The sequence below is a fragment of the Sphingomonas phyllosphaerae genome (assembly GCF_036946485.1).
Taxonomy (GTDB): domain Bacteria; phylum Pseudomonadota; class Alphaproteobacteria; order Sphingomonadales; family Sphingomonadaceae; genus Sphingomonas; species Sphingomonas phyllosphaerae_E.
Genome location: NZ_JAQIJA010000001.1, coordinates 564,749 through 585,742 on the forward strand (window position 1 = coordinate 564,749; position 20,994 = coordinate 585,742).

The 20,994-nt window shown below is 68.7% G+C and carries 20 protein-coding genes; 14 read left to right on the plus strand and 6 right to left on the minus strand.

From position 1 onward, the window contains the following. Nucleotides 1-11: 11 nt before the first annotated feature. Entirely contained in the window at nucleotides 12-1,343 is a 1,332-nt protein-coding gene (locus tag PGN16_RS02515; RefSeq protein ID WP_335307829.1) for a hypothetical protein, read from the plus strand. 78 nt (nucleotides 1,344-1,421) lie between these two features. Here PGN16_RS02515 and PGN16_RS02520 read toward each other — a convergent pair whose 3' ends face one another. Continuing rightward, nucleotides 1,422-2,183: an SDR family NAD(P)-dependent oxidoreductase gene (locus PGN16_RS02520; RefSeq protein ID WP_335307830.1), complete on the minus strand. Its 762-nt coding sequence runs from the start codon at nucleotides 2,181-2,183 to the stop codon at nucleotides 1,422-1,424. Between the two features lie 324 nt (nucleotides 2,184-2,507). On the opposite strand from PGN16_RS02520, the gene PGN16_RS02525 reads away from it, so the two are divergent. Together PGN16_RS02525 and PGN16_RS02530 are read left to right on the plus strand one after the other, a co-directional pair. Next, on the plus strand, nucleotides 2,508-3,704 hold the full coding sequence (locus tag PGN16_RS02525; protein ID WP_335307831.1) for a glycosyltransferase family 4 protein: 1,197 nt from the start codon (nucleotides 2,508-2,510) through the stop codon (nucleotides 3,702-3,704). 35 nt (nucleotides 3,705-3,739) lie between these two features. Next, complete coding sequence (locus PGN16_RS02530; RefSeq protein WP_335307832.1) at nucleotides 3,740-4,018, plus strand: UvrB/UvrC motif-containing protein; 279 nt, start codon at nucleotides 3,740-3,742, stop codon at nucleotides 4,016-4,018. Between the two features lie 103 nt (nucleotides 4,019-4,121). On the opposite strand, the gene PGN16_RS02535 is transcribed toward PGN16_RS02530, so the two are convergent. Continuing rightward, nucleotides 4,122-4,964, minus strand: coding sequence for a LysR family transcriptional regulator (locus PGN16_RS02535; RefSeq protein WP_335307833.1), 843 nt, complete (start codon nucleotides 4,962-4,964; stop codon nucleotides 4,122-4,124). 93 nt (nucleotides 4,965-5,057) lie between these two features. Between PGN16_RS02535 and PGN16_RS02540 the strand changes: the two genes are divergently transcribed. The 7 genes from PGN16_RS02540 (at nucleotide 5,058) to PGN16_RS02570 (ending at nucleotide 12,902) form a co-directional block, all read left to right on the plus strand. Continuing rightward, nucleotides 5,058-6,224: an isovaleryl-CoA dehydrogenase gene (locus tag PGN16_RS02540; protein ID WP_335307834.1), complete on the plus strand. Its 1,167-nt coding sequence runs from the start codon at nucleotides 5,058-5,060 to the stop codon at nucleotides 6,222-6,224. Beyond that, nucleotides 6,221-7,816, plus strand: coding sequence for a carboxyl transferase domain-containing protein (locus PGN16_RS02545; RefSeq protein WP_335307835.1), 1,596 nt, complete (start codon nucleotides 6,221-6,223; stop codon nucleotides 7,814-7,816). The genes PGN16_RS02540 and PGN16_RS02545 overlap by 4 nt, the downstream gene beginning before the upstream one ends. Before the next feature lie 17 nt (nucleotides 7,817-7,833). Then, the gene (locus PGN16_RS02550) at nucleotides 7,834-8,304 is read left to right on the plus strand and encodes a hypothetical protein (protein ID WP_335307836.1); all 471 of its coding nucleotides are present in this window, start codon (nucleotides 7,834-7,836) and stop codon (nucleotides 8,302-8,304) included. Further along, nucleotides 8,301-10,154, plus strand: coding sequence for an acetyl/propionyl/methylcrotonyl-CoA carboxylase subunit alpha (locus PGN16_RS02555; RefSeq protein WP_335307837.1), 1,854 nt, complete (start codon nucleotides 8,301-8,303; stop codon nucleotides 10,152-10,154). The genes PGN16_RS02550 and PGN16_RS02555 overlap by 4 nt, the downstream gene beginning before the upstream one ends. Continuing rightward, nucleotides 10,154-10,606 carry a MaoC family dehydratase gene (locus PGN16_RS02560; RefSeq protein ID WP_335307838.1) on the plus strand — a complete coding sequence of 151 codons (453 nt, stop codon included), beginning with the start codon at nucleotides 10,154-10,156 and terminating at the stop codon, nucleotides 10,604-10,606. The genes PGN16_RS02555 and PGN16_RS02560 overlap by 1 nt, the downstream gene beginning before the upstream one ends. Continuing rightward, nucleotides 10,603-11,442 carry an HpcH/HpaI aldolase/citrate lyase family protein gene (locus PGN16_RS02565; protein WP_335307839.1) on the plus strand — a complete coding sequence of 280 codons (840 nt, stop codon included), beginning with the start codon at nucleotides 10,603-10,605 and terminating at the stop codon, nucleotides 11,440-11,442. The genes PGN16_RS02560 and PGN16_RS02565 overlap by 4 nt, the downstream gene beginning before the upstream one ends. Before the next feature lie 131 nt (nucleotides 11,443-11,573). Beyond that, nucleotides 11,574-12,902, plus strand: coding sequence for an ABC1 kinase family protein (locus tag PGN16_RS02570; RefSeq protein WP_335307840.1), 1,329 nt, complete (start codon nucleotides 11,574-11,576; stop codon nucleotides 12,900-12,902). 108 nt (nucleotides 12,903-13,010) lie between these two features. Here PGN16_RS02570 and rnhA read toward each other — a convergent pair whose 3' ends face one another. The 3 genes from rnhA to ispH are packed head-to-tail and all read right to left on the minus strand — an operon-like array spanning nucleotide 13,011 to nucleotide 15,410. Further along, complete coding sequence (gene rnhA, locus PGN16_RS02575; RefSeq protein ID WP_335307841.1) at nucleotides 13,011-13,472, minus strand: ribonuclease HI; 462 nt, start codon at nucleotides 13,470-13,472, stop codon at nucleotides 13,011-13,013. Continuing rightward, the gene (gene thrB / locus PGN16_RS02580) at nucleotides 13,469-14,422 is read right to left on the minus strand and encodes a homoserine kinase (protein ID WP_335307842.1); all 954 of its coding nucleotides are present in this window, start codon (nucleotides 14,420-14,422) and stop codon (nucleotides 13,469-13,471) included. Before thrB ends, rnhA begins: the two co-directional genes overlap by 4 nt. Before the next feature lie 10 nt (nucleotides 14,423-14,432). Beyond that, the gene (gene ispH, locus PGN16_RS02585; protein WP_335307843.1) at nucleotides 14,433-15,410 is read right to left on the minus strand and encodes a 4-hydroxy-3-methylbut-2-enyl diphosphate reductase; all 978 of its coding nucleotides are present in this window, start codon (nucleotides 15,408-15,410) and stop codon (nucleotides 14,433-14,435) included. A 105-nt stretch (nucleotides 15,411-15,515) separates the two neighbouring features. Between ispH and PGN16_RS02590 the strand changes: the two genes are divergently transcribed. The 3 genes from PGN16_RS02590 (at nucleotide 15,516) to ruvB (ending at nucleotide 17,662) form a co-directional block, all read left to right on the plus strand. After that, nucleotides 15,516-16,172, plus strand: coding sequence for a hypothetical protein (locus PGN16_RS02590; RefSeq protein ID WP_443019579.1), 657 nt, complete (start codon nucleotides 15,516-15,518; stop codon nucleotides 16,170-16,172). Nucleotides 16,173-16,347: 175 nt separating this feature from the next. Further along, a complete protein-coding gene (locus PGN16_RS02595) occupies nucleotides 16,348-16,584 on the plus strand; it encodes a hypothetical protein (protein WP_335307845.1) in 237 nt (78 codons plus the stop codon). A gap of 55 nt (nucleotides 16,585-16,639) precedes the next feature. Next, nucleotides 16,640-17,662: a Holliday junction branch migration DNA helicase RuvB gene (gene ruvB / locus PGN16_RS02600; RefSeq protein ID WP_335307846.1), complete on the plus strand. Its 1,023-nt coding sequence runs from the start codon at nucleotides 16,640-16,642 to the stop codon at nucleotides 17,660-17,662. 8 nt (nucleotides 17,663-17,670) lie between these two features. Here the strand turns inward: ruvB and PGN16_RS02605 are convergent, their stop codons facing one another. Then, complete coding sequence (locus tag PGN16_RS02605; RefSeq protein WP_335307847.1) at nucleotides 17,671-18,516, minus strand: PEPxxWA-CTERM sorting domain-containing protein; 846 nt, start codon at nucleotides 18,514-18,516, stop codon at nucleotides 17,671-17,673. A 149-nt stretch (nucleotides 18,517-18,665) separates the two neighbouring features. On the opposite strand from PGN16_RS02605, the gene ptsP reads away from it, so the two are divergent. Further along, a complete protein-coding gene (gene ptsP / locus PGN16_RS02610; RefSeq protein WP_335307848.1) occupies nucleotides 18,666-20,933 on the plus strand; it encodes a phosphoenolpyruvate--protein phosphotransferase in 2,268 nt (755 codons plus the stop codon). The last annotated feature ends 61 nt before the right edge of the window (nucleotides 20,934-20,994 follow it).

Consider the following 20,994-nt stretch of genomic DNA (forward strand, 5'->3'; position numbering starts at 1 on the left):
GATAATCATCGATGCGACCTGCGGCCTCCAGCGCATTTCTTTCTTTTGGCCTGATCGCCGCACCGGCCGCGGCGCAGCAGCCGGTGTCGCCCGCGACCGCGGCGGTGCCGGCCGCGGCGGATGATCGCGACGAGCTGCGCCGCACGCTCGCCGTCGAGCGGCAGGAACTGGACCGGCAGCAACGCGCCCTCGACGAACAACGCGCGCGGATCGACCGGCTGGAGGCGCGGCTGTCCGGGCGTGGCGATGCGGGGACGCAGGTCGCGCAGACCGCCTTGCCGCCGGGCGGCGTGCCGCTCCCATCCTCGCCGCCGCCTGCGCCCCCGTCGGCCACTGCGCAGGTGCAGACCGTCGGCGAGGCGCCCTCCGATCAGCGGCAGGTGCAGGTCGCGGTGCTGTCCGAACAGGGCGGGATCATCACCAAGGCGGGGCGCGCGACGGTCGAGGTCAATTTCGAATATGCGCGCGCCGACCGCAATCAGGTGGTGTTCCGCGGCGTGCAGATCCCCGAGGCGGTGCTGATCGGCGTCTTCGACATCAACCAGAGCCGGCAGGACGTGCTCACGGTCGGCGCGGTCGGGCGGCTCGGGCTGACCAGCCGGCTCGAGATCAACGGGCGGCTGCCGTTCGTCTACCGGTCCGACAAATCGGTGCTCGCGCCGGTCGCCAATCCGACCGAACCGAACGCCGGGCAGCTCGACCGCCCGGTCAGCGGCGCGAACATCGGCGATATCGATTTCGGACTGCGCTATCAGTTCACCGACGGCAACAATGGCGCGCCATATCTGATCGCGGGCGTGCAGGCGGTGGCACCGACCGGCACCGATCCGTTCCGTGTGCCGCGCGATGCGCTCGGAAACGCGCTCAAAGGCGCTACGGGGGCGGGATTCTGGGGCGTTACACCAAACCTGACCGCGATTTTACCGAGCGATCCGGCGGTTTTATTCGCGACATTGGGCTACACCTACAACTTCGCGCGCACCATCAACCGCCAGATCGGCGCCGCTTTCATCGAACGCGTTGCGCCGGGCAGCCAGCCCTCGGCCAGCGCGGGCATCGCTATCGCCTTGAATCCGCGCACGTCGCTCAGCTTCGGCTATGCCCAGACCTGGGCGCTGGGCACCAAAACCCGCGTCCGCGCGCTCAACCAGACCACGCAGGAACTGGGAGATTCGGTCACCGCCCAAAGCCGCGACCTCCAGATCGGCCGTTTGCTGTTCGGCGTCAGCTACCGCACCTCGCCGACGACGACGCTCAACTGGAACGTGGAAGTCGGCGCCACCGACGATGCCGCGGACGTGCGCACTACGCTGCGCATCCCATTCACCTTCAACGCTTATTGATCATCCATCCCATCGACATGCACGCGTAGATCGATCGGTAGCCGCCGGAAGCGCCTGTAAGTGGCGCCCGCCCTGCCGCTATTGCAGGTTCACGAAGGCGCCGCCGTCGACCAGCAACGCCGCACCCGTGACGTAGCGCGCCATGTCGGACGCAAGGAAGACCGCCGGCCCGACCATATCCTCGGGGACGCCCAGCCGGCCAAGCGGGATGCGTGCCTCCATCCGTGCGCACTTTTCGCGATCGGCGAGATCGTCCTTGTTGATGTCGGTGCGGATCGTGCCGGGAAGCAGCGAGTTGCACCGGATATTGTGTCGTCCCAAGGCGATGGCGGCCGATTGCATGAGAGAGTGTAATCCGGCTTTCGTCGGCGTGTAGTGGGTCTGGTATTCGCCACCCACCAGCGCCGAGATCGACGATATCGCGATCAACGCACCGCCACGGCCCTGACGAACCATTTGCCGCGCGGCGGCCTGACACATGAAATAACCGCCGTGCAGATTTACCTGCTGCGTTCGGGTGAAGGTTTCAACCGGCATGTCGAGGAAGCTGTGGAACGGGCATATACCCGCGTTGGAGACCAGCACGTCGACACTTCCCAACAGCTCGGCAGCGCGGTCGACGAAGGTCACGGCGGTGTTCGGATCGGCTACGTCGCCGTGCACCGCGATGGCGCGTCGACCCAGCGCCTCGATTTCGGCGACACATGATTTCGCGCCGGCCGCATTGTCGTGATAGTTGATCGCAACATCAGCGCCTTGCGCCGCCGCGCCGATGGCGATCGCGCGGCCGATCCCGGCAGCGGCGCCGGTCACCAACACACATCGGCCTTCAAGCAGCATATCGATCTCCCATGGTGTTCTTACGTCTGAGGGCTTCTGCTGCTAGGCCTTTTGCCAGGACAGACAAGCAAGCGGCAGCGATGATGCCATTTGGCTTGCCCGTGTTGAAGATGTTCTTGGCTCAATTTCGCGGCGTCGCGAAGTCCTTCGATAGCGACATGCTGTTGGTCCGGCTCCGCTTGGTGCTGTCGCATCGCGGACGACGGTAGGTTAGGAAGAACGCGACGATTTCCGCGCCGGTCGGCGGCGGCATGGTTTGACGCAGGCGCGCGCAGCGACGATGGACGGTTGCGGCGCGATGCGTCGTTGCTGAGGGGGCGGGTGGTGTCGCGGCAGGGTAAGGCGAAGATCGGCTATATCAGCGGCCCCGTCGACGCGCGGGTGGTGCACGATAGCTGGCGAAGCGGCGTGCCGCTCGGCTATTTCGGCACCAGCTATCTGCTGCAGTTCTTCGACGTCGCCGACGAGCTGGGGCGCGACCTGATCGTCACCACCAGCGCCGCGCAGCCGCGCTACGACGACGTACGTCCCGGCGTTCACATCATGAACCGGCCGCGGCGTGCGGCGAGCGGGCTGGGCTATCATCTCGCCGAGGTCGCGTGGTTGTGGGGCAGGGTGCGTGAGACCGTGGCGGCGGGCGCGCGGGTGATCGTGCTGACCGATGCGATGTATCATTGGTGGGCGCTGGTGCCATGGCGATGGCGCGGCGTACGGTTCGTCAATGCGTTGCATTGTTCGATCCAGCGCCCGGCGGCGCGCGAGCCGCTAACCCGGCGGGTGCTGGCGCGGTTGCTGGGGTGGTTCCACTATCGCTTCGCCGATCCGACGCTGGCCGCGTCGCCGCTGATCGTGAAGCAGGTCACGGCGCTGTCCGGCGGGCGGATCCAGTCGGTCCTGTTCCTGCCCACCTATACGCCCGCGCAGTTCGCCGCGATCGCGCCGCCGGATGCGGTGCCGCGGGTGCGCGACGACTTCCATGTGCTGTTCGCGGGGCGGGTCGAGCACAACAAGGGCGTGTTCGACATGCTGGAGGCGTGCCGGCGGCTGCGCGACGAAGGCGGCCCGCGGATCGTGTTCCACATCTGTGGCGAGGGAACCGCGAGCGACGCCTTGCAGGAGGCGGTGGAGCGGAGCGGGACGGGCGATCGCTTTCTGCTTCACGGTTTCTGCGACCGCGACGCGCTGTCGCAGCGGTTGGACGAGAGCGACGCGGTGGTGGTGCCGACGCGCAGCGATTTCGAGGAAGGCTTTGCGATGATCGTCGCCGAGGGCGTGATCGCACGCCGGCCGGTGGTGACGTCGCGCGTCTGCCCGGCGCTGGAATTGGTGCACGCGGCGGCGATCGAGGTCGAGCCTGACGATGTCGCGGGTTACGTCGCGGCGTTGCGTGCGCTGTCGACCGATCCGGCGCTGTATGCGCGCAAGGTGGCGGCGGCGGAGCCGCTGCGCGCCGCGTTCTTCGATGAGGCCAATGGCTATGGCGCGAAGCTGCGGCAGGTGTTGCGCGGTTTGATCGACTGAGCGGAACGCGCGGCGGAGCGGCCGGTTGGTTCGGCATGGATGACGGTGAAATACAGGCGGGGCTTATCCGCACGCTACGGGCGCAGATGGACGCGGCGGCTGCAGCGCTCGACTTCGAGGAAGCACGGCGGTTGCGAGATCGGATCAGCCTATTGGAAGGCGGAGCCTCGGTGGCGGAAGCGGTGGCAGCGGATGGGCTGACGCGGCAACGGCCGGGCGCGATGGGGCTGGGAACCAGCCGTCAGCAGGTGGTGCCGCCGGAGGGTTGGAAGCCGCCGCCCAAGCCGGATCTGATGACGCGAGGGAAACGGTGATGTTTACGTCACCCCGGACTTGATCCGGGGTCCCGCTTCTTCCTCATCGCTGCTGAAATGGAGAAGAAGCGGGATTCCGGATCAAGTCCGGGGTGACTGATCATTAGCTCAGCGCTTCCCTCAAGCCGGTGATTAAAGCGGCGTCGGGCGGCAGATGCGCGGCGAAGACCAGACCGACGTCGCGGGTGGCGTCGAAGTCCTCCAGCGGCACGCGCGCGACGCCGTCGGCGTGAAAGCTCTCCGGCATCACCGTGATCCCCAGCCGCGCGCGAACGTGCGACAGTGCGCGGTCGTCGCTGGTGGTGCGTGCCGGGAAGAACGGGCGGACGCCGCGCGCGGTGAAGAAGCGGCTGGTTTCAGAAAGCATCTCGCAATGACGGCGGACGATCATCGGTTCGTGCGCGATCTCTTCGGCGCTGAGGAAGGTGCGTCCGGCGAGCGGATGCGTCGCGCCGATCGCGAGCGCATAGCCCTCGGTGAGCAGATGCTGGCCGGCGCCGCGATCGTCACCGTCGCGCAGGATCGTCAGCGCGGCGTCGATCCGCCCGCGCGCGAGCCGCGCGCGGAGGTCGCGCTCATTGCCCTCGACCAGCTCGACGCGGTCGCCGCTGCGCGCCGCCAGCCAGCGCTCGGTCGCGTGGCGCGGGATCGTGGTGAGCACACCGAGCCGCAGCAGCGGCGCGGCCGCGGCGCCGGTCACCGCGCGCTCGGCGGCGGCGAAGCCACTTTCGATCGCGCGGGCGTGGGCGAGCAGCCCGGCCCCGGCCTCGGTGAGCGCGACGCGGCGGTTGGTGCGGTTGAAGAGCGTGCGGCCGAGCGACGCCTCGAGCCGGGCGATGCCGACCGACAGCGTGGGCTGGGCGACGTTGCACGCCGCGGCGGCGCGCGAGAAATTGCCGGTGTCGACCACCGCGAGGAAGTAGCGCAGATGATAGCGGTCGATCATAGACGGCATCTATACCCAGCTTCGGCGCGTTTCAATTTTGCCGGGGGGCCGCGACGCTCTAGGATGACGGGCAACGACGCATAGGAGAGAGCGATGGACCTCGATTTCGGTCTGGGCGAGATGGCGGACACGATCCGCGACACGGTGCGACGCTTCGCGACCGACCGGATCGCGCCGATCGCGGCCGAAGTCGATGCCAAGGATCGCTTCGCGCGCGAACTGTGGCCCGAGATGGGCGCGCTCGGGCTCCACGGGATCACCGTCGAGGAAGCCGATGGCGGGCTGGGGTTCGGCTATCTCGAGCATGTGATCGCGTGCGAGGAGGTCAGCCGCGCCTCGGCGGCGATCGGGCTCAGCTATGGCGCGCATTCCAACCTGTGCGTCAACCAGATCCGGCGCTGGGGCTCTGCCGAGCAGAAGGCCAAATATCTGCCGAAGCTGATCTCGGGCGAGCATGTCGGCAGCCTTGCGATGTCGGAGGCGGGCGCTGGGTCGGACGTCGTGTCGATGAAGCTGCGCGCGACCAAGGTCGACGGCGGATGGCGGCTGAACGGCACCAAGTTCTGGATCACCAACGCGGCCTATGCCGATACGCTCGTCGTCTATGCCAAGACCGATGCCGAGGCGGGGTCGAAGGGGATCACCGCCTTCCTGATCGAGAAGGGCTTCGACGGTTTCTCGATCGGGCAGAAGATCGACAAGCTGGGGATGCGCGGCTCGCCGACCGCCGAACTGGTGTTCGACGATTGCTTCGTCGCCGACGCACAGGTGATGGGGCCGCTGAACGGCGGGGTGAAGGTGTTGATGTCCGGGCTCGACTACGAGCGCGTCGTGCTGTCGGGCATCCAGCTGGGCATCATGCAGGCGTGTATCGATACGGTGCTGCCTTATGTCCGCGAGCGCAAACAGTTCGGGCGCGCGATCGGCGAGTTCCAGCTGATGCAGGCGAAGGTCGCCGACATGTATGTCGCGCTTAATTCGGCGCGGGCCTACGTCTATGCGGTGGCGAAGGCGTGCGACGCGGGGCGGACGACGCGCTTCGATGCGGCGGGGTGCATCCTGCTCGCGTCGGAGAGCGCGGTGAAGGTCGCGGGCGAGGCGATCCAGGCGCTGGGCGGCGCGGGCTATACCAAGGATTGGCCGGTCGAGCGCTACTGGCGCGACGCCAAGTTGCTCGACATCGGCGCGGGGACCAACGAGGTGCGGCGGATGCTGATCGGGCGCGAGCTGATCGGGCATGACGCGCCGAGGGCGCAATGACCGCGATCCGCTCGCTGGTCGACGCGGGGTCGGACGCGTTCGCGGCGAATGACGCGCACAACCGCGCACTGGCGGCGGCGTTGCGCGCGAAGGCGGCGGAGAGCGGGCTGGGCGGGTCGGAACAGCATCGTGCGCGGCATGTCGCGCGCGGCAAGCTGCTGCCGCGCGCGCGGGTCGACCGGCTGCTCGATCCGGGCGCGCCGTTTCTGGAGATCGGCGCACTGGCGGCGAACGGCATGTACGACGATGCCGCGCCGGGCGCGGGGATGATCACCGGCATCGGGCGGGTGTCGGGGCGCGAGTGCATGATCGTCGCCAACGACCCGACCGTGAAGGGCGGCGCGTACTTCCCAATGACCGTGAAAAAGCATCTGCGCGCGCAGGAGATCGCGCGCGAGAACCGGCTGCCGTGCGTGTATCTGGTCGACAGCGGCGGCGCGAACCTGCCGCATCAGGCCGAGGTGTTCCCCGATCGCGAGCATTTCGGGCGGATCTTCTTTAATCAGGCGCAGATGTCGGCGGAGGGGATCGCGCAGATCGCGTGCGTGATGGGGAGCTGCACCGCGGGCGGCGCCTATGTGCCCGCGATGTCCGACGAGAGCGTGATCGTGCGTAATCAGGGGACAATCTTTCTCGCGGGGCCGCCGCTGGTGAAGGCGGCGACCGGGGAGGTGATCTCCGCCGAGGAACTGGGCGGGGCGGAGACGCACGGGCGGCGCTCGGGGGTGGTCGACCATGTCGCCGAGAATGACGAACATGCGTTGCTGATCGTGCGCGACATCGTCGCGACGCTGGGGAAGGTGCGGGTGCCCGATGTGACGCTGGCGGAACCGCGTGCGCCGTTGCTCGACCCGCAGGAGCTGTACGGGATCGTGCCGCAGGACGTGCGCGCGCCCTATGATGTCCGCGAGGTGATCGGGCGGATCGTCGACGGCTCCGAGTTCCATGAGTTCAAGGCGCTGTATGGCACGACCTTGGTGTGCGGCTTTGCGCATATCTGGGGGATGCCGGTCGCGATTCTCGCCAATAACGGCGTGTTGTTCAGCGAATCCGCGCTGAAGGGCGCGCATTTCATCGAGCTGGCGTGTCAGCGGCGCATCCCCTTGCTGTTCCTCCAGAACATTTCCGGCTTCATGGTCGGCGGGAAATATGAGGCCGAGGGGATCGCGAAGAACGGCGCCAAGCTGGTGACGGCGGTCGCGACCGCCTCGGTGCCGAAGATCACCGTCCTGATCGGCGGCAGCTTCGGCGCCGGCAATTACGGGATGTGCGGGCGCGCGTACTCGCCGCGCTTCCTGTTCAGCTGGCCGAATGCGCGCATCTCGGTGATGGGCGGCGAGCAGGCGGCGAGCGTGCTGGCGACCGTCCACCGTGATGCCGAGACATGGACGCCGGAGGAAGCCGAACGCTTCAAGGCACCGATCCGTCAAAAGTATGAGGATGAGGGCAATCCCTATTATGCGACCGCGCGGCTGTGGGACGACGGGATCATCGACCCGGTGCAGACCCGCGACGTGCTGGGGCTCGCCTTCGCCGCGACGCTGAACGCGCCGGTGCCCGAGCGTGCGCAGTTCGGCCTGTTCCGGATGTGACCCCAGGGGAGACGATGATGATCCTGCTGATGCTGTTGGCGCAGACCACGCCCGTCGCCCCGATCGTCAAGGGCACCGCCTTGCCGCCGCCGGGCAGCGAAGAGGCGCAGGTGATGGTGCCGGTCGAGGCGCTGCTGCGCGCGATCGAGGCGAGCGACCGCGCTGCCGCCCTCGCCGCGACCTTGCCCGAGGGCACGATCACGGCGACGCGTACCGGGCCGGACGGCACGGCGCAGCGGCGGACGTTGCGCTGGGTGGAGTGGGCGGCGCAGCTGACTCCCGAGGCGGGGCCGGTCGTCGAGAAGCAGGGCACACCGGCGATCGAGGTCGACGACAATGTCGCGATGGTCTGGGCGCCCTACACCGTCACCGTAGCGGGCAAGCCGGTGCAGTGCGGCTACAATCTTTTCGACGTGGTGCGCGGGGCGGCGGGGTGGAAGATCCTCAACGTCACCTATTCCGCACGCACCGAGGGCTGCACATCGTGATCGCCTCGCTGCTGATCGCCAACCGTGGCGAGATCGCGCGGCGGATCATCCGCACCGCGCGCACGCTCGGCATCCGCACGATCGCGGTCCATTCCGATGTCGATGCCGACATGCCGTTCGTGCGCGAGGCCGACGCGGCGGTGTGCATCGGGACGGCGGCGGCGGCCGACAGCTATCTGCGGCAGGATCGCCTGCTCGACGCGGCACGCGCGACCGGCGCGGAGGCGATTCACCCGGGCTACGGCTTCCTGTCCGAGAATGCCGAATTCGCCGAGGCGGTGGTCGCGGCGGGGCTGGTGTGGGTCGGCGCGCCGCCCGCGGCGATTCGCGCGATGGGGCTGAAGGATGCCGCCAAGGCGCGGATGATCGCGGCGGGGGTGCCGGTGACGCCGGGCTATCTCGGCGAGGATCAGTCGCCCCAGCGGTTGCAGGCCGAGGCGGACGCGATCGGCTATCCGGTGCTCATCAAGGCGGTCGCGGGCGGCGGCGGCAAGGGGATGCGGCAGGTCGACGCGCCCGCCGACTTCGCTGAGGCGCTGGCGAGCTGCCAGCGCGAGGCGGCGGCGTCGTTCGGCGACGATCGCGTGCTGATCGAGAAGTACATCCTCTCGCCGCGCCATATCGAGGTGCAGGTGTTCGGCGACACGCACGGGCAGGTCGTGCATCTATTCGAGCGCGATTGCTCGCTCCAGCGGCGGCACCAGAAGGTGATCGAGGAAGCGCCCGCGCCGGGGATGGATCCGGCGACGCGCGCTGCGGTGTGCGACGCGGCGGTGCGCGCAGCCAAGGCGGTCGATTATGTCGGGGCGGGGACAATCGAGTTCATCGCCGACGCGTCCGAAGGGCTGCGCGCCGACCGCATCTGGTTCATGGAAATGAACACGCGGCTGCAGGTCGAGCATCCGGTCACCGAGGCGATCACCGGGCAGGATCTGGTCGAATGGCAGTTGCGCGTCGCGAGCGGCGAGCCGCTGCCCAAAACGCAGGACGAATTGGCGATCCATGGCTGGGCGATGGAGGCGCGGCTGTATGCCGAGAATCCGTCGACCGGGTTCCTGCCGTCGACCGGGCCGCTGGAGCGGCTGCGCTTTCCTGAGGGCGTGCGCGTCGACAGCGGGGTCGAGGAGGGCGGGGCGGTGACGCCTTTCTATGACCCGATGATCGCCAAGCTGATCGTCCATGGCGCGACGCGCGCGCAGGCGGCGCAGCGGCTTTCGGCGGCGGCGGCGGGGACGCAGGTGTGGCCGGTGCGCACCAACGCCGCGTTTCTGGCGCGCGCGGCGGCGCATCCCGACTTCGTGGCGGGGCGCGTCGATACCGGGTTTATCGCGCGTCATGCCGATACGCTGATTCCCGAGACCGAGCCGTCTGCGGCTGTGGTCGCGGCGGCGGCAGAGGCGTTGTTGCCGGTCTTGGGCACGACGCCGTGGACCGCACTGCGTGGTTTCCGGGCCAATGCTGCGCCGGTGATGCAGGTGGCGGTCGAGGTGGCGGGGCAGCCGTATGTTGCGGAGCCGGCATCGTTGCCGGGCGCCGAGGTCGCAGGCGGCGTGCTGTTCGCGGATGGCGAGGCGTGGCCGTTCGGCGCGCGACGCGCGGACCGGCTCGGCGGGGCGAGCGAGGGCGATGGCGCGCTGCTCGCGCCGATGCCGGGACGCGTGATCGCGGTGGTGGTCGCGCAGGGGCAGCGTGTTTCGCGCGGCGAACGGTTGCTGGTGCTGGAAGCGATGAAGATGGAGCAGGCGTTGCTCGCGCCGTTCGACGGGGTGGTCGCCGAGCTGAAGGTCGTCGAGGGTGCGCAGGTGACCGAGGGCATGTTGCTGGCGCGGATCAGCGCGGGAGACGAATGATGGCCGGGCGACATTTTGACGAATGGCAGGTCGGCGACCGGATCGTCCACGCGATCCGCCGCACCGTGACCGAGACCGACAATCTGCTGTTCACGACGATGACGCACAATCCGCAGCCGCTCCACCTTGATGCCGAGGCGGCGAAGGCGAGCGAGTTCGGGCAGATCCTCGTCAACGGCACCTTCACCTTCGCGCTGATGGTCGGGCTCTCGGTCGGGGACACGACCTTGGGGACGCTGGTCGCCAATCTCGGCTATGACAAACTGGTGATGCCGAGGCCGGTGTTCATCGGCGATACTTTGCGCGCTGAGACCGAGGTGCAGGAGCTGAAGGACAGCCGCTCGCGACCCGAGGCGGGGATCGTCACCTTCGCGCATCGGCTGCTCAACCAGCGCGATGAAGTGGTGTGCCAGTGCCTGCGCACCGCCTTGCTCAAGCGGCGCGCGGCATGAGGCTGCGCTCGCTGCTGTTCGTGCCGGGCGACCGGCCGGAGCGGTTCGACAAGGCCGCGGCGAGCGGGGCGGATGCGCTGATCCTCGACCTGGAGGATGCGGTCGCGCCGGCCGCCAAGGCGGCGGCGCGCACTTCGGTCGCGGCGCGGTTGCGGACGGATCGCGGCGATGTGGCGATGTTCGTGCGGGTCAATCCGCTGGGGACGGCGTTGCTCGACGAGGATCTGGCGGCGCTCGGCGGGCTGTCGCCGGATGCGGTCGTGCTGCCGAAGGCGGAGGGGGCGGCGAGCGTCCGCGATCTCGCGGCACGGTTGACGGCGGCGGGGATCGATGCGCCGATCGTGCCGATCGCGACCGAGACGCCCGCCGCGCTCTTCCAGCTCGGCAGCTATGCGGGGTGCGGGGTGCCGCTCGCGGGGTTGACGTGGGGGGCGGAGGATCTGCCTGCGGCGATCGGGGCGGCGACCAGTCGCGAGGAGGACGGGCGGTTCACCGCGCCTTACGAGCTGGCGCGGTCGCTGGCATTGTTCGCGGCGCATGCCGCGGGAGTGGCGGCGATCGAGACCGTCTATCCGGCGTTTCGCAATGACGCGGGGCTGACGGCCTATGCGGCGCGCGCGGCGCGTGACGGGTTCACGGGAATGATGGCGATCCACCCGGCGCAGGTCGCGACGATCAACGCTGCTTTCACGCCGACCGACGCGCAGGTCGCGCACGCGCGGGCGGTGGTCGCGGCATTTGAGGCGAGCCCGGGTGCGGGGGTGTTGCAGCTCGACGGCAAGATGATCGACGCGCCGCATCTGGTGCAGGCGCGGCGGTTGCTAGCGCGGGTGTGAGCCGCATCCGTCATTGCGAGCGTAGCGAAGCAATACAGGGCGTCCTGGTCCAACTCTGGATTGCTTCGCTACGCTCGCAATGACGGCGGGAGCATGGGGAACCGCGCCCCATTCTCCCGCGCTCTGTCGCCATGCAGGATGATGATTTTTCCAAGGCCCGCCACCGCGCGGTGCCGAGCGGGCGGCTGGCGCGGCTCGGCGGGTTCGGGCGGCTGGCGGGCGGGGTCGCGGGCGGGATGCTCGCGGAGGGCGCGCGGCGGCTCGCGGCGGGCGAGCGGCCGAAGGTCGGCGACCTGATCCTCACCCCCGGCAATGCCGCGCGGGTCGCCGACCGGCTGTCGCACCTGCGCGGCGCGGCGATGAAGCTGGGGCAGATGATCTCGATGGATGCGGGCGACGTGCTGCCGCCCGAGTTGCAGTCGATCCTCGCGCAGCTCCGCAACCAGGCGTACCGGATGCCGCCGCAACAGCTCGACCGTGTGCTGCGCGAGGAATGGGGCGCGGACTGGCGACGACGCTTCCGGCATTTCGAGGCGTCGCCGGTCGCCGCCGCGTCGATCGGGCAGGTGCATCGCGCGACCTTGCCCGACGGGCGGGTGCTGGCGATCAAGGTGCAATATCCCGGCGTCGCCGACAGCATCGGCGCCGATGTCGACAATGTCGCGACGTTGCTGCGCGTCTCGGGGCTGTTGCCCGCGACGCTCGATCTCAAGCCGTTGCTGGAAGAGGCCAAGCGGCAGCTCGCCGAGGAGGCGGATTATGTCCGCGAGGGGGCGGAGCTGCGTGCCTATCGCGAGCGACTGGCGGGGGACGCGCGCTACGTCGTCCCGGCGCTGGAAGAGGCGCTGACCACGAGGCGCGTGCTGGCGATGGAGTTCGTCGCCGGGCGACCGATCGAGGCGCTCGCCGAGGCGTCGCAGGACGAGCGCGATGCGGCGATGACGTCGCTCATCACGCTGGTGCTGCGCGAATTGTTCGAGTTCGGGGTGATGCAGACCGACCCGAATTTCGCCAATTACCGGTGGCAGCCGGAAACCGGCGCGCTGGTGTTGCTTGATTTCGGCGCGGCGCGGCGGGTGCCCGACGAGACCGCGGCGGGGTATCGGCGGCTGATCGCGGCCGGACTGGCGCGCGACCGCGATGCGATCCGCGAGAAGGCGGTGGAGGTCGGGTTCCTTGGTGCAGCGGCGGCGGCGGCGCATCGGCCCGCGATCGACCGGATCATCGCGGCGATCGACGCGGCGCTAAACCGGCCGGGGCCGTTCGACTTCGGCGACCGCGCGTTCGTGCCGGTGGTGCGTGAGGAGGCCAAGGCGCTGGTCGCGGACCGCGCGACATGGCACGTCCCGCATGTCGAGACGCTGTTCGTCCAGCGCAAGGTGAGCGGGACGGCATTGCTCGCGGCGCGGCTGAAGGCGCGGGTCGATGTGCGCGGGCTGGCGGCGGCGGCGGTCGAATAGATCGTCACCCCGGACTTGATCCGGGGTCCCGCTTTAAGTCGCCGGTGGGAAGAAGCGGGGTCCCGGATCAAGTCCGGGACGACGATGATGCTTGGTTCGGGTGTCGGATCAAACTGTCGCCTTGGTCCGCCCCGCTTCCACCGCCGCATCGCTCGCAAGGCGATCGGCGCGCTCGTTCTCGGGGTGCCCGGCGTGGCCCTTAACCCATTTCCACTCGACCCGGTGCGGCCGTGCCGCCTCGAGCAGCGCCTGCCAGAGGTCAGCGTTCTTGACCGGCTTCTTGTCGGCGGTTTTCCAGCCGTTCTTCTGCCAGCCGTGGATCCACTTGGTCAGCCCGTCCATGACGTAGCGGCTGTCGGTCGACAGCGTCACGCGGCACGGGCGGGTCAGCGCGTTGAGCCCCTGGATCGCCGCGGTCAGCTCCATGCGGTTGTTGGTGGTGAGCGGCTCGCCGCCGGCCAGCTCCTTCTCGTGCTTGCCCGAACGGATCACCGCGCCCCAGCCGCCGGGACCGGGATTGCCCTTGCACGCGCCGTCGGTGAACAGCTCGACCTGCGTCAGCTCGGTCATGCGAACGCCTCGGGATGCGCCTCGTACCAGTCGAGCCGGCGGAGATAGGCGAGCGGGTCCTTGCGCATCACCAGCGCATCGGCCGGCGTGTGGAGCCAGTCCCATGCGCGGCTGAGCAGGAAGCGGATGCATGCGCCGCGCGCGAGCAGCGGCAGCGCCGCGCGCTCGGCGTCGCTCAGCCCGAAGACGGCGGTGTAGCCGGCCATTAGTGCTGCGCCGACCTCTGCATCCGGGTTCTCGCCACGCGCGTCGAACGTCCATGCCGAATGCATCACCGCGAGGTCGTACGCGCGGACGTCGGTGCAGGCGAAATAGAAGTCGATCAGCCCGGTGACGCTGTCGCCGTGCATCAGGACGTTGTCGGGGAACAGGTCGGCGTGGATCGCGCTGACCGGCAGGTCGAGCGGCCATGCCTGTTCGACGCTCTGGAGCGCGGCGTCGACGCGATCGAACAGGCCGGGCTGGATCGTGTCGAGGTCGCGCCCGCATTTCCCGAGCAGCGGCCGCCAGGTCGCGATGCCCATCGAGTTGACGCGTGTCTGGCGGAAGTCGGCGAGCGCGGCGTGCATTTCGCCCATCGCGGTCGCCGCAGCCTGTGCCTGCGCGGGGGTGGGGTGCGACACCGAGACACCGGTCAGGAAGCGGATCAGACACGCCGGGCGGCCCTCCAGCGTCTGGATGACCGCGCCGTCGCGATCGGGGATCGCCGGGGGCACCGCCAGCCCGCGCGCGGCGAGATGGTCGAGCAGTGCCATGAAGAATGGCAGATCGTCCGCCGCGACGCGCTTTTCGTAGAGCGTCAGGATGAAGCGCGCCGACGTGGTGTCGACGAGGTAGTTGGAATTCTCCACCCCCTCGGCGATGCCCTTGACGGAAACCAGCGCGCCGACATCGTAGCGGCGAAGGAAAGCGGCGAGCGCCTCGGCGGAGACGTGCGTGTAGACGGCCATGGTGCGTGCGTCAGGCGGCGGCGTCGAGCCCGCGCGGCAACTTGAACGCGATCGTCTCGCGCGTCGTCTCTTCCTCGCGCTCGGTCACGTCGAAGCGGGTCGCCAGCCGGTCGACCAGCTCGCGCACCAGCAATTCGGGCGCGGAGGCGCCGGCGGTGATGCCGAGCGTACCGACGCCGTCGAGGAACGACCAGTCGAGATCGGCGGCGCGCTGGATCAGCGCGGCGCGGATGCCCTGCCGCTCGGCGACCTCGACCAGCCGCAGCGAGTTCGACGAATTGGGCGCGCCGATCACCAGCACCGCATCGCAGGCGTCGGCGATCGCCTTGACCGCTGCCTGACGGTTGGAGGTGGCGTAACAGATGTCCTCGCCGCGCGGCGCCTGGATGGCAGGGAAGCGGCGATGGATCGCGGCGACGATCGCGGCGGTATCGTCGACCGACAGCGTCGTCTGGGTCAGGAACGAGAGGTTTTGCGGATCGGGGACGACCAAGGTGTCGACGTCCTCGACCGTCTCGACCAGCGACATCGCGCCTTCGGGCACCTGCCCGAAGGTGCCGATCACCTCCGGATGGCCGGCGTGGCCGATGAAGAGGATGTGACGGCCGGCTTCGACGAGCCGCTCGGCCTGGCGATGCACCTTCGACACCAGCGGGCAGGTCGCGTCCAAATAGGCAAGTCCGCGGTTCTGCGCCTCGGCAGGCACCGACTTGGGCACGCCGTGCGCGGAGAAGACGACCGGCGCGCCGTCGGGCACCGCGTCCAGTTCCTCGACGAACACCGCGCCCTTGGCCTTCAGCGAATCGACCACGAACTTGTTGTGGACGATCTCATGCCGGACATAGACCGGTGCACCGTGCTTCTCGATCGCCAGCTCGACGATGCGGATCGCGCGATCGACGCCGGCGCAGAAGCCGCGCGGGGCGGCGATCAGCAATTCCAGCGGGCGGCGGGGCGTGGCGGCGGGGTCGGTGACGGGATCGGCCATGCGGCGGCTCTACGCGAATGCTTGCTCCGGCGATAGACGGTTCCTATGCTGGCGACGACCCGGGGCCGTTTCGCGGCGCCGTATCATCTGTGCCCATTGCCCGGGATTGTGTTTGTGAACGCTCGCCATATCGCCGCTCCGCTGATCCTCCTGCTCGTGGGTGGATGCGCGAAGAGCGGGGAGATCGATGTCTCCGGCGGCGGTGCCGGCATCACCGCGGTCCGCAGCGCCTGCCCGACGGTCGGCGTCCCCGCGGGCACCGGCGACGTGACGTTGTTCGACCCGTCGAACAGCCGCGCCGCCAGCGCGATCGACGTGGTCGCGACGATCAGCAACGTCCGCTCGACCTGCGACGACCAGGGTGCTGACGTGACCACCCGCGTCACCTTCGACGTGCGGGCGCGGCGCACCCGCACCGAAGGCGCGCGCGACGTGACCTTGCCCTATTTCATCGTCGTCACCCGCGGTGGTAGCCAGGTGGTTGCCAAGCGCGTCTCGCAGGTCGGTCTGCATTTCGATGCGGGGCAGGGGCTTGCCACGACCAGCGCCGAGGCGAGCAGCGCGGTGGCGCGAAGCGCCGCGACGCTGCCGCAGGAAGTGCGTGACCGGCTCACGCGTCGCCGCAAGGCGGGCGACGAGGATGCGGCGGTCGATCCGCTTGCCGATCCCAAGGTGCGTCAGGCCGTCGCCTCCGCGACGTTCGAGGCGCTGGTCGGTTTCCAGCTCACGCAGGATCAACTGCGCTATAACGCCACCCGCTGAGCACCGGGGCGCCAATTATTTCCGCACATGTTGCGGATTGTTTCGGCCGCTCAATCTTTGTGCAAGGTTCGGGTGGTTATGACGTGCCCGAACGGCAGCAAGGGACTGCTGCCCAAGGAACGTGGACGTGACCAGCTTGTCGCCGATTGCCAGCCCTTTGCCGAGCGTGAGGCCGATGCCGGTTGCGCGCGCGCAGACGGCGCCGATCGTCCAGGCGGCCCCCCCGACGCCCGCGCCGAAGGAGCCGGCCGCCGAATCGACCGGCAGCCTGATCCGCACTGCCAGCGAGCAGCTCGATCAGTTCGATCGCGTCATGGAGAAGCTGCGCACCAGCATGGCCGCCGGAACGGTGACCTATGGCGGGCGGCCGAGCGTCGGTCAGTCCGGGCAGATCGTCGACCGGCTGGCCTGACGCGGCGGTCGCGCGGGGACTTGCCCCCGCCGCCGGCTTCGCTACGGAACGAAGCGTGACCGAAGACGATCGCCTGATCTCGCCTGCGCGCCGCGTCGAGGACGTCGACGCAGCGCTGCGCCCGAAGACGCTCGACGATTTCGTCGGGCAGAAGGCCGCGCGCGAGAACCTGCGCGTGTTCATCGAAGCGGCGAAGGGGCGTGGCGATGCGCTGGACCATGTGCTGTTCTTCGGTCCGCCGGGGCTCGGCAAGACGACGCTGGCGCAGATCGTCGCGCGCGAGATGGGGGTGGGATTCCGCGCGACCTCGGGGCCGGTCATCGCGAAATCGGGCGATCTGGCGGCGCTGCTCACCAATCTCGAGGACGGCGATGTGCTGTTCATCGACGAGATCCACCGGCTGCAACCGGCGGTCGAGGAAGTGCTCTATCCGGCGATGGAGGATCGCGCGCTCGACCTGATGATCGGGGAGGGGCCGTCTGCGCGCAGCGTACGGATCGATCTGCCACGCTTTACGCTGGTGGGGGCGACGACGCGGCAGGGCCTGCTGACCACGCCGCTGCGCGACCGGTTCGGCATCCCGGTACGGCTGCAATTCTATACCGTCGAGGAACTGGAACGCGTGGTGTCGCGGGCGGCGCAGCTGCTCGACCTCGGCATCGCGCGGGACGGCGCAATGGAGATCGCGCGGCGCGCGCGCGGGACGCCGCGGATCGCCGGGCGGCTGCTGCGGCGGGTGCGCGACTTCGCCAATGTCGCGGGCGCGGCGGTGGTTGACGCGACCGTCGCGGATCGCGCGCTCAACCGACTGGAGGTCGACAAGCTCGGGCTCGACGCGATGGACCGCCGCTATCTGACGATGATCGCGGACATCTACCGTGGCGGACCGGTTGGCGTGGAAACATTGGCGGCCGGGCTGAGCGAGCCGCGCGATACGATCGAGGAAGTGATCGAGCCGTACCTGATCCAGCTCGGGCTGGTCGCGCGCACCGCGCGCGGGCGCGTGCTCAACCCGGGCGGGTGGAAGCATCTGGGGCTCAACCCGCCCGCGGGGTCGCAGGACGGGTTGTTCGACTGAGCCACCGGTCAGGCTGCGCGTCGTTGCGCCGTTGATCCGCGACGCAGCGTCACGCCGACCGCGCCGAACCCGGCGATCAGCATCATCCACGTCGACGGTTCGGGCACCGCCTGGACTTCCATGGAAATGCTGGTGATCGCACCCCCGGCATGGTCGAGGTGCGACGACCAGCGCGACACGTTGCGGCTCAGTATTTGCCCGTCCGGCGAGTCCGCCGTCACATCGTCGGCGACGAAGCGATGCGCGATATAGGCGGAGGTGAAGGCGCCGCCGACGATCTTGCCGAAATCGGGAACCGACACGCCGTCGATCTGCAGCAGCGGCAGATCATTGTCCCAGAACAAGGCGTTGGCAAAGGTGTCGCTGCCGATCTCGCGATGGACCGCGGAGGTGCCGTCGCCGCGGTCGATCGCATCGGCGACGACGGTGTCGGTGCGCTTGCTGGCCATCAGCATCCCGTAATTCGGGCCGGAAACCGGAAACGACAGCAACGAGTCGCCGGCCGTTGTCGGCGCGGCGGGGTTGCCCGACGAGGCGAAGGTGCTGCCGACGAAGCCGGGCACGGGTGCCTCGGTCTGATAGACATATTGGCCGAACGAATATTCGTAAGGGTCGAACGCGGGCAATTTGCTGGTATCGATCGTGAAGCTGCCGCTCACCTGATCGTCGTAGACCGGCCCGCGAGTGTAGGTCGTGGTTCCCTTGAGGAAATCCTGTTCGCGGACATAGGCACCCTCTGCGGTGGAGGTGATGCCGGTGTACCGGACGATAACGATTGCCGCATTCGCCGCGGTGGACGTCGATGCCGCGAGCAGGGCGGCGATTATCCGCGAGATCACATGCCGTTGGAACATGGCGCATCTCCCTGACAGCGCCAGTGGAGAATGTTCCTCAACGTGTTGAACGGCAAGCGGATCTTTGCGACTTGGTTCACCAAAGGCTGCTTGCATAAAAGAAAATTGCTGCGTGGCACCCAAGCCACAGGTCTGATAGCCACACGTCCATGCCCGTGTCCGCCGCCCGCTCCGCCCGCGAAATCCTGGTCAATCTGCACGACGTGATGGCCGCGCGCTCGAACGCGCAGGCCAAGCTCAACTCGGTGGTCGAGATCATCGGCGAGGCGCTCGATAGCGAGGTCTGCTCGATCTATCTGCTGCGCGAGGGCGTGCTGGAGCTGTTCGCGACGCGCGGGCTCGATCCGGCGGCGGTGCACGTCACCAAGCTGGCGATGGGCGAGGGGCTGGTGGGCACGATCGCGCAGCATAACGAGGTGCTCAACCTCGACGAGGCCGCCAGCCATCCAGACTTCGCGTACAAGCCCGAAACCGGCGAGGATCGCTACCACAGCTTTGCAGGCGTGCCGATCATCCGGCGCGAGCGCGCGGTCGGGGTGCTGGCGGTGCAGCATGCCGACCCGCGCCGCTACGAGGATGTCGAGATCGAGGCGTTGCAGACGGTGGCGATGGTGCTGAGCGAGTTGATCGCCAATGCCGGGCTGATCGATCAGGCGAGCCCGCGCGACCGGCCGCAGAGCACCGCCTCGACCCGGATCCCCGGCCAGAAGCTGGTCGACGGCATGGCGGTCGGCTGTGCGGTCTTCCACCAGCCGCGCATCCATATCGAGCACACCGTGGCGGAGGACACCGAGGCCGAGCGCCACCGCGTCTATGCCGCGTTCGACAAGATGCGCGAGCAGATCGACCGGATCGCACGCGAGGCGGAGTTCGGCGTCGGCGACGAGCATCAGGAGGTGATCGCCACCTACAAGATGTTCGCCTATGACGAGGGCTGGGCACGGCGCATCAACGAGGCGATCGACAGCGGGCTGACCGCCGAGGCGGCGATCGAGCGCGTCCAGCAGCGCACCCGCCAGCGGATGCGCGAGATCGACGATCCATTGCTCGCCGACCGGATGCACGATCTGGAGGATCTGTCGAACCGGCTGTTGCGGATCGTGTCGGGCCAGATGGGGACCGCCGCGCAGATGGGGCTGCGGCAGGACACGATCCTGATCGCGCGCAACCTCGGCCCTGCGGAATTGCTGGAATATGATCGCCGCCGCCTGAAGGGCGTGGTGCTGGAAGAGGGGTCGTTGACCGCGCACGTCACGATCGTCGCGCGCGCGATGGGCGTGCCGGTGCTGGGTCGCGTGCGGGACGTGCGGCGGCTGATCGCCGAGGGCGACCTGCTGTTGCTCGACGTGACCGAAGGGACGCTGACCGTTCGCCCGACCGGCGCGATGGAAGAGGCGTTCGAGGCCAAGCTGGCGGCGCGGCAGAAGCGCAAGGCCGCCTATGCCGCGCTGCGCGACGTCGCGCCGGAGACGAAGGACGGCTACCGGCTGACGATCATGGTCAACGCCGGGCTGCGCGACGATGTCGCGGCGCTCGACGTGACCGGTGCGGACGGGATCGGGCTGTTCCGCACCGAATTCCAGTTCCTTGTCTCCGCGACGCTGCCGCAGCGCGAGCGCCAGCAGCGGCTGTACCGCGAGGTGCTGGATGCCGCGGGCGCGCGCCCGGTGATCTTCCGCACCGTCGACATCGGCGGCGACAAGGCATTGCCGTACCTGATCCATGCCGAGGATGAGGAAAATCCGGCGATGGGTTGGCGGGCGCTGCGGCTCGCGCTCGAGCGCGACGGGCTGATGAAGGCGCAGGCGCGCGCGTTGCTGGAGGCGGCGGCGGGGCGGACGCTCAACGTCATGTTCCCGATGGTGTCGGAGGCGTGGGAGTTCGACGAGGCACGCGCCCTGTTCGAGAAGCAGCGCGATTTCCTGGCGTCGCGCGGCAAGCGGCTGCCACTGGAGGTCCGCTACGGCGCGATGCTGGAGGTGCCGGCGCTGGCGTACCAGCTCGATCTGTTGCTGCCGTCGATCGATTTCCTGTCGATCGGCACCAACGATCTGACGCAATTCCTGTTCGCCGCCGACCGCGCCAATCCCAAGTTGGCCGAGCGGTACGACTGGCTGTCGACCTCGATCCTCCGCTTCCTGCGCCGCGTCGCGGTGCCGGCGGCGCAGGCGGGGGTGCCGGTCGGCGTCTGCGGCGAAATGGGCGGCCGCCCGCTTGAGGCGATGGCCTTGATCGGGATCGGTATCGACCGGCTGTCGATTACCCCGGCGGCGGTGGGACCGGTCAAGGCGATGATCCGCTCGCTCGATCGCGGCGCGCTGATCGCGTTCATGGAGGAACTGCTGTCGCATCCGCCACGCGATCTGCGCGGGGCGCTGGCGCGCTGGGCGGCGGAGCAGGGGGTCGAATTGGCGTAGCGATCCGACGAATCGAGTCAGCGTCTGACGGTGCGGCGTGTTGACACGTCCGTGACGCTTT

What these genes read in the sequence shown, in the direction of transcription:
- PGN16_RS02515 (WP_335307829.1), top strand. Translation starts at nt 12, where the DNA reads ATGCGACCTGCGGCCTCCAGCGCATTTCTTTCTTTTGGCCTGATCGCC.
- PGN16_RS02520 (WP_335307830.1), bottom strand. Translation starts at nt 2,183, where the DNA reads ATGCTGCTTGAAGGCCGATGTGTGTTGGTGACCGGCGCCGCTGCCGGG.
- PGN16_RS02530 (WP_335307832.1), top strand. Translation starts at nt 3,740, where the DNA reads ATGGATGACGGTGAAATACAGGCGGGGCTTATCCGCACGCTACGGGCG.
- PGN16_RS02535 (WP_335307833.1), bottom strand. Translation starts at nt 4,964, where the DNA reads ATGATCGACCGCTATCATCTGCGCTACTTCCTCGCGGTGGTCGACACC.
- PGN16_RS02540 (WP_335307834.1), top strand. Translation starts at nt 5,058, where the DNA reads ATGGACCTCGATTTCGGTCTGGGCGAGATGGCGGACACGATCCGCGAC.
- PGN16_RS02545 (WP_335307835.1), top strand. Translation starts at nt 6,221, where the DNA reads ATGACCGCGATCCGCTCGCTGGTCGACGCGGGGTCGGACGCGTTCGCG.
- PGN16_RS02550 (WP_335307836.1), top strand. Translation starts at nt 7,834, where the DNA reads ATGATCCTGCTGATGCTGTTGGCGCAGACCACGCCCGTCGCCCCGATC.
- PGN16_RS02560 (WP_335307838.1), top strand. Translation starts at nt 10,154, where the DNA reads ATGGCCGGGCGACATTTTGACGAATGGCAGGTCGGCGACCGGATCGTC.
- PGN16_RS02565 (WP_335307839.1), top strand. Translation starts at nt 10,603, where the DNA reads ATGAGGCTGCGCTCGCTGCTGTTCGTGCCGGGCGACCGGCCGGAGCGG.
- PGN16_RS02570 (WP_335307840.1), top strand. Translation starts at nt 11,574, where the DNA reads ATGCAGGATGATGATTTTTCCAAGGCCCGCCACCGCGCGGTGCCGAGC.
- rnhA (WP_335307841.1), bottom strand. Translation starts at nt 13,472, where the DNA reads ATGACCGAGCTGACGCAGGTCGAGCTGTTCACCGACGGCGCGTGCAAG.
- thrB (WP_335307842.1), bottom strand. Translation starts at nt 14,422, where the DNA reads ATGGCCGTCTACACGCACGTCTCCGCCGAGGCGCTCGCCGCTTTCCTT.
- ispH (WP_335307843.1), bottom strand. Translation starts at nt 15,410, where the DNA reads ATGGCCGATCCCGTCACCGACCCCGCCGCCACGCCCCGCCGCCCGCTG.
- PGN16_RS02595 (WP_335307845.1), top strand. Translation starts at nt 16,348, where the DNA reads ATGCCGGTTGCGCGCGCGCAGACGGCGCCGATCGTCCAGGCGGCCCCC.
- PGN16_RS02605 (WP_335307847.1), bottom strand. Translation starts at nt 18,516, where the DNA reads ATGTTCCAACGGCATGTGATCTCGCGGATAATCGCCGCCCTGCTCGCG.
- ptsP (WP_335307848.1), top strand. Translation starts at nt 18,666, where the DNA reads ATGCCCGTGTCCGCCGCCCGCTCCGCCCGCGAAATCCTGGTCAATCTG.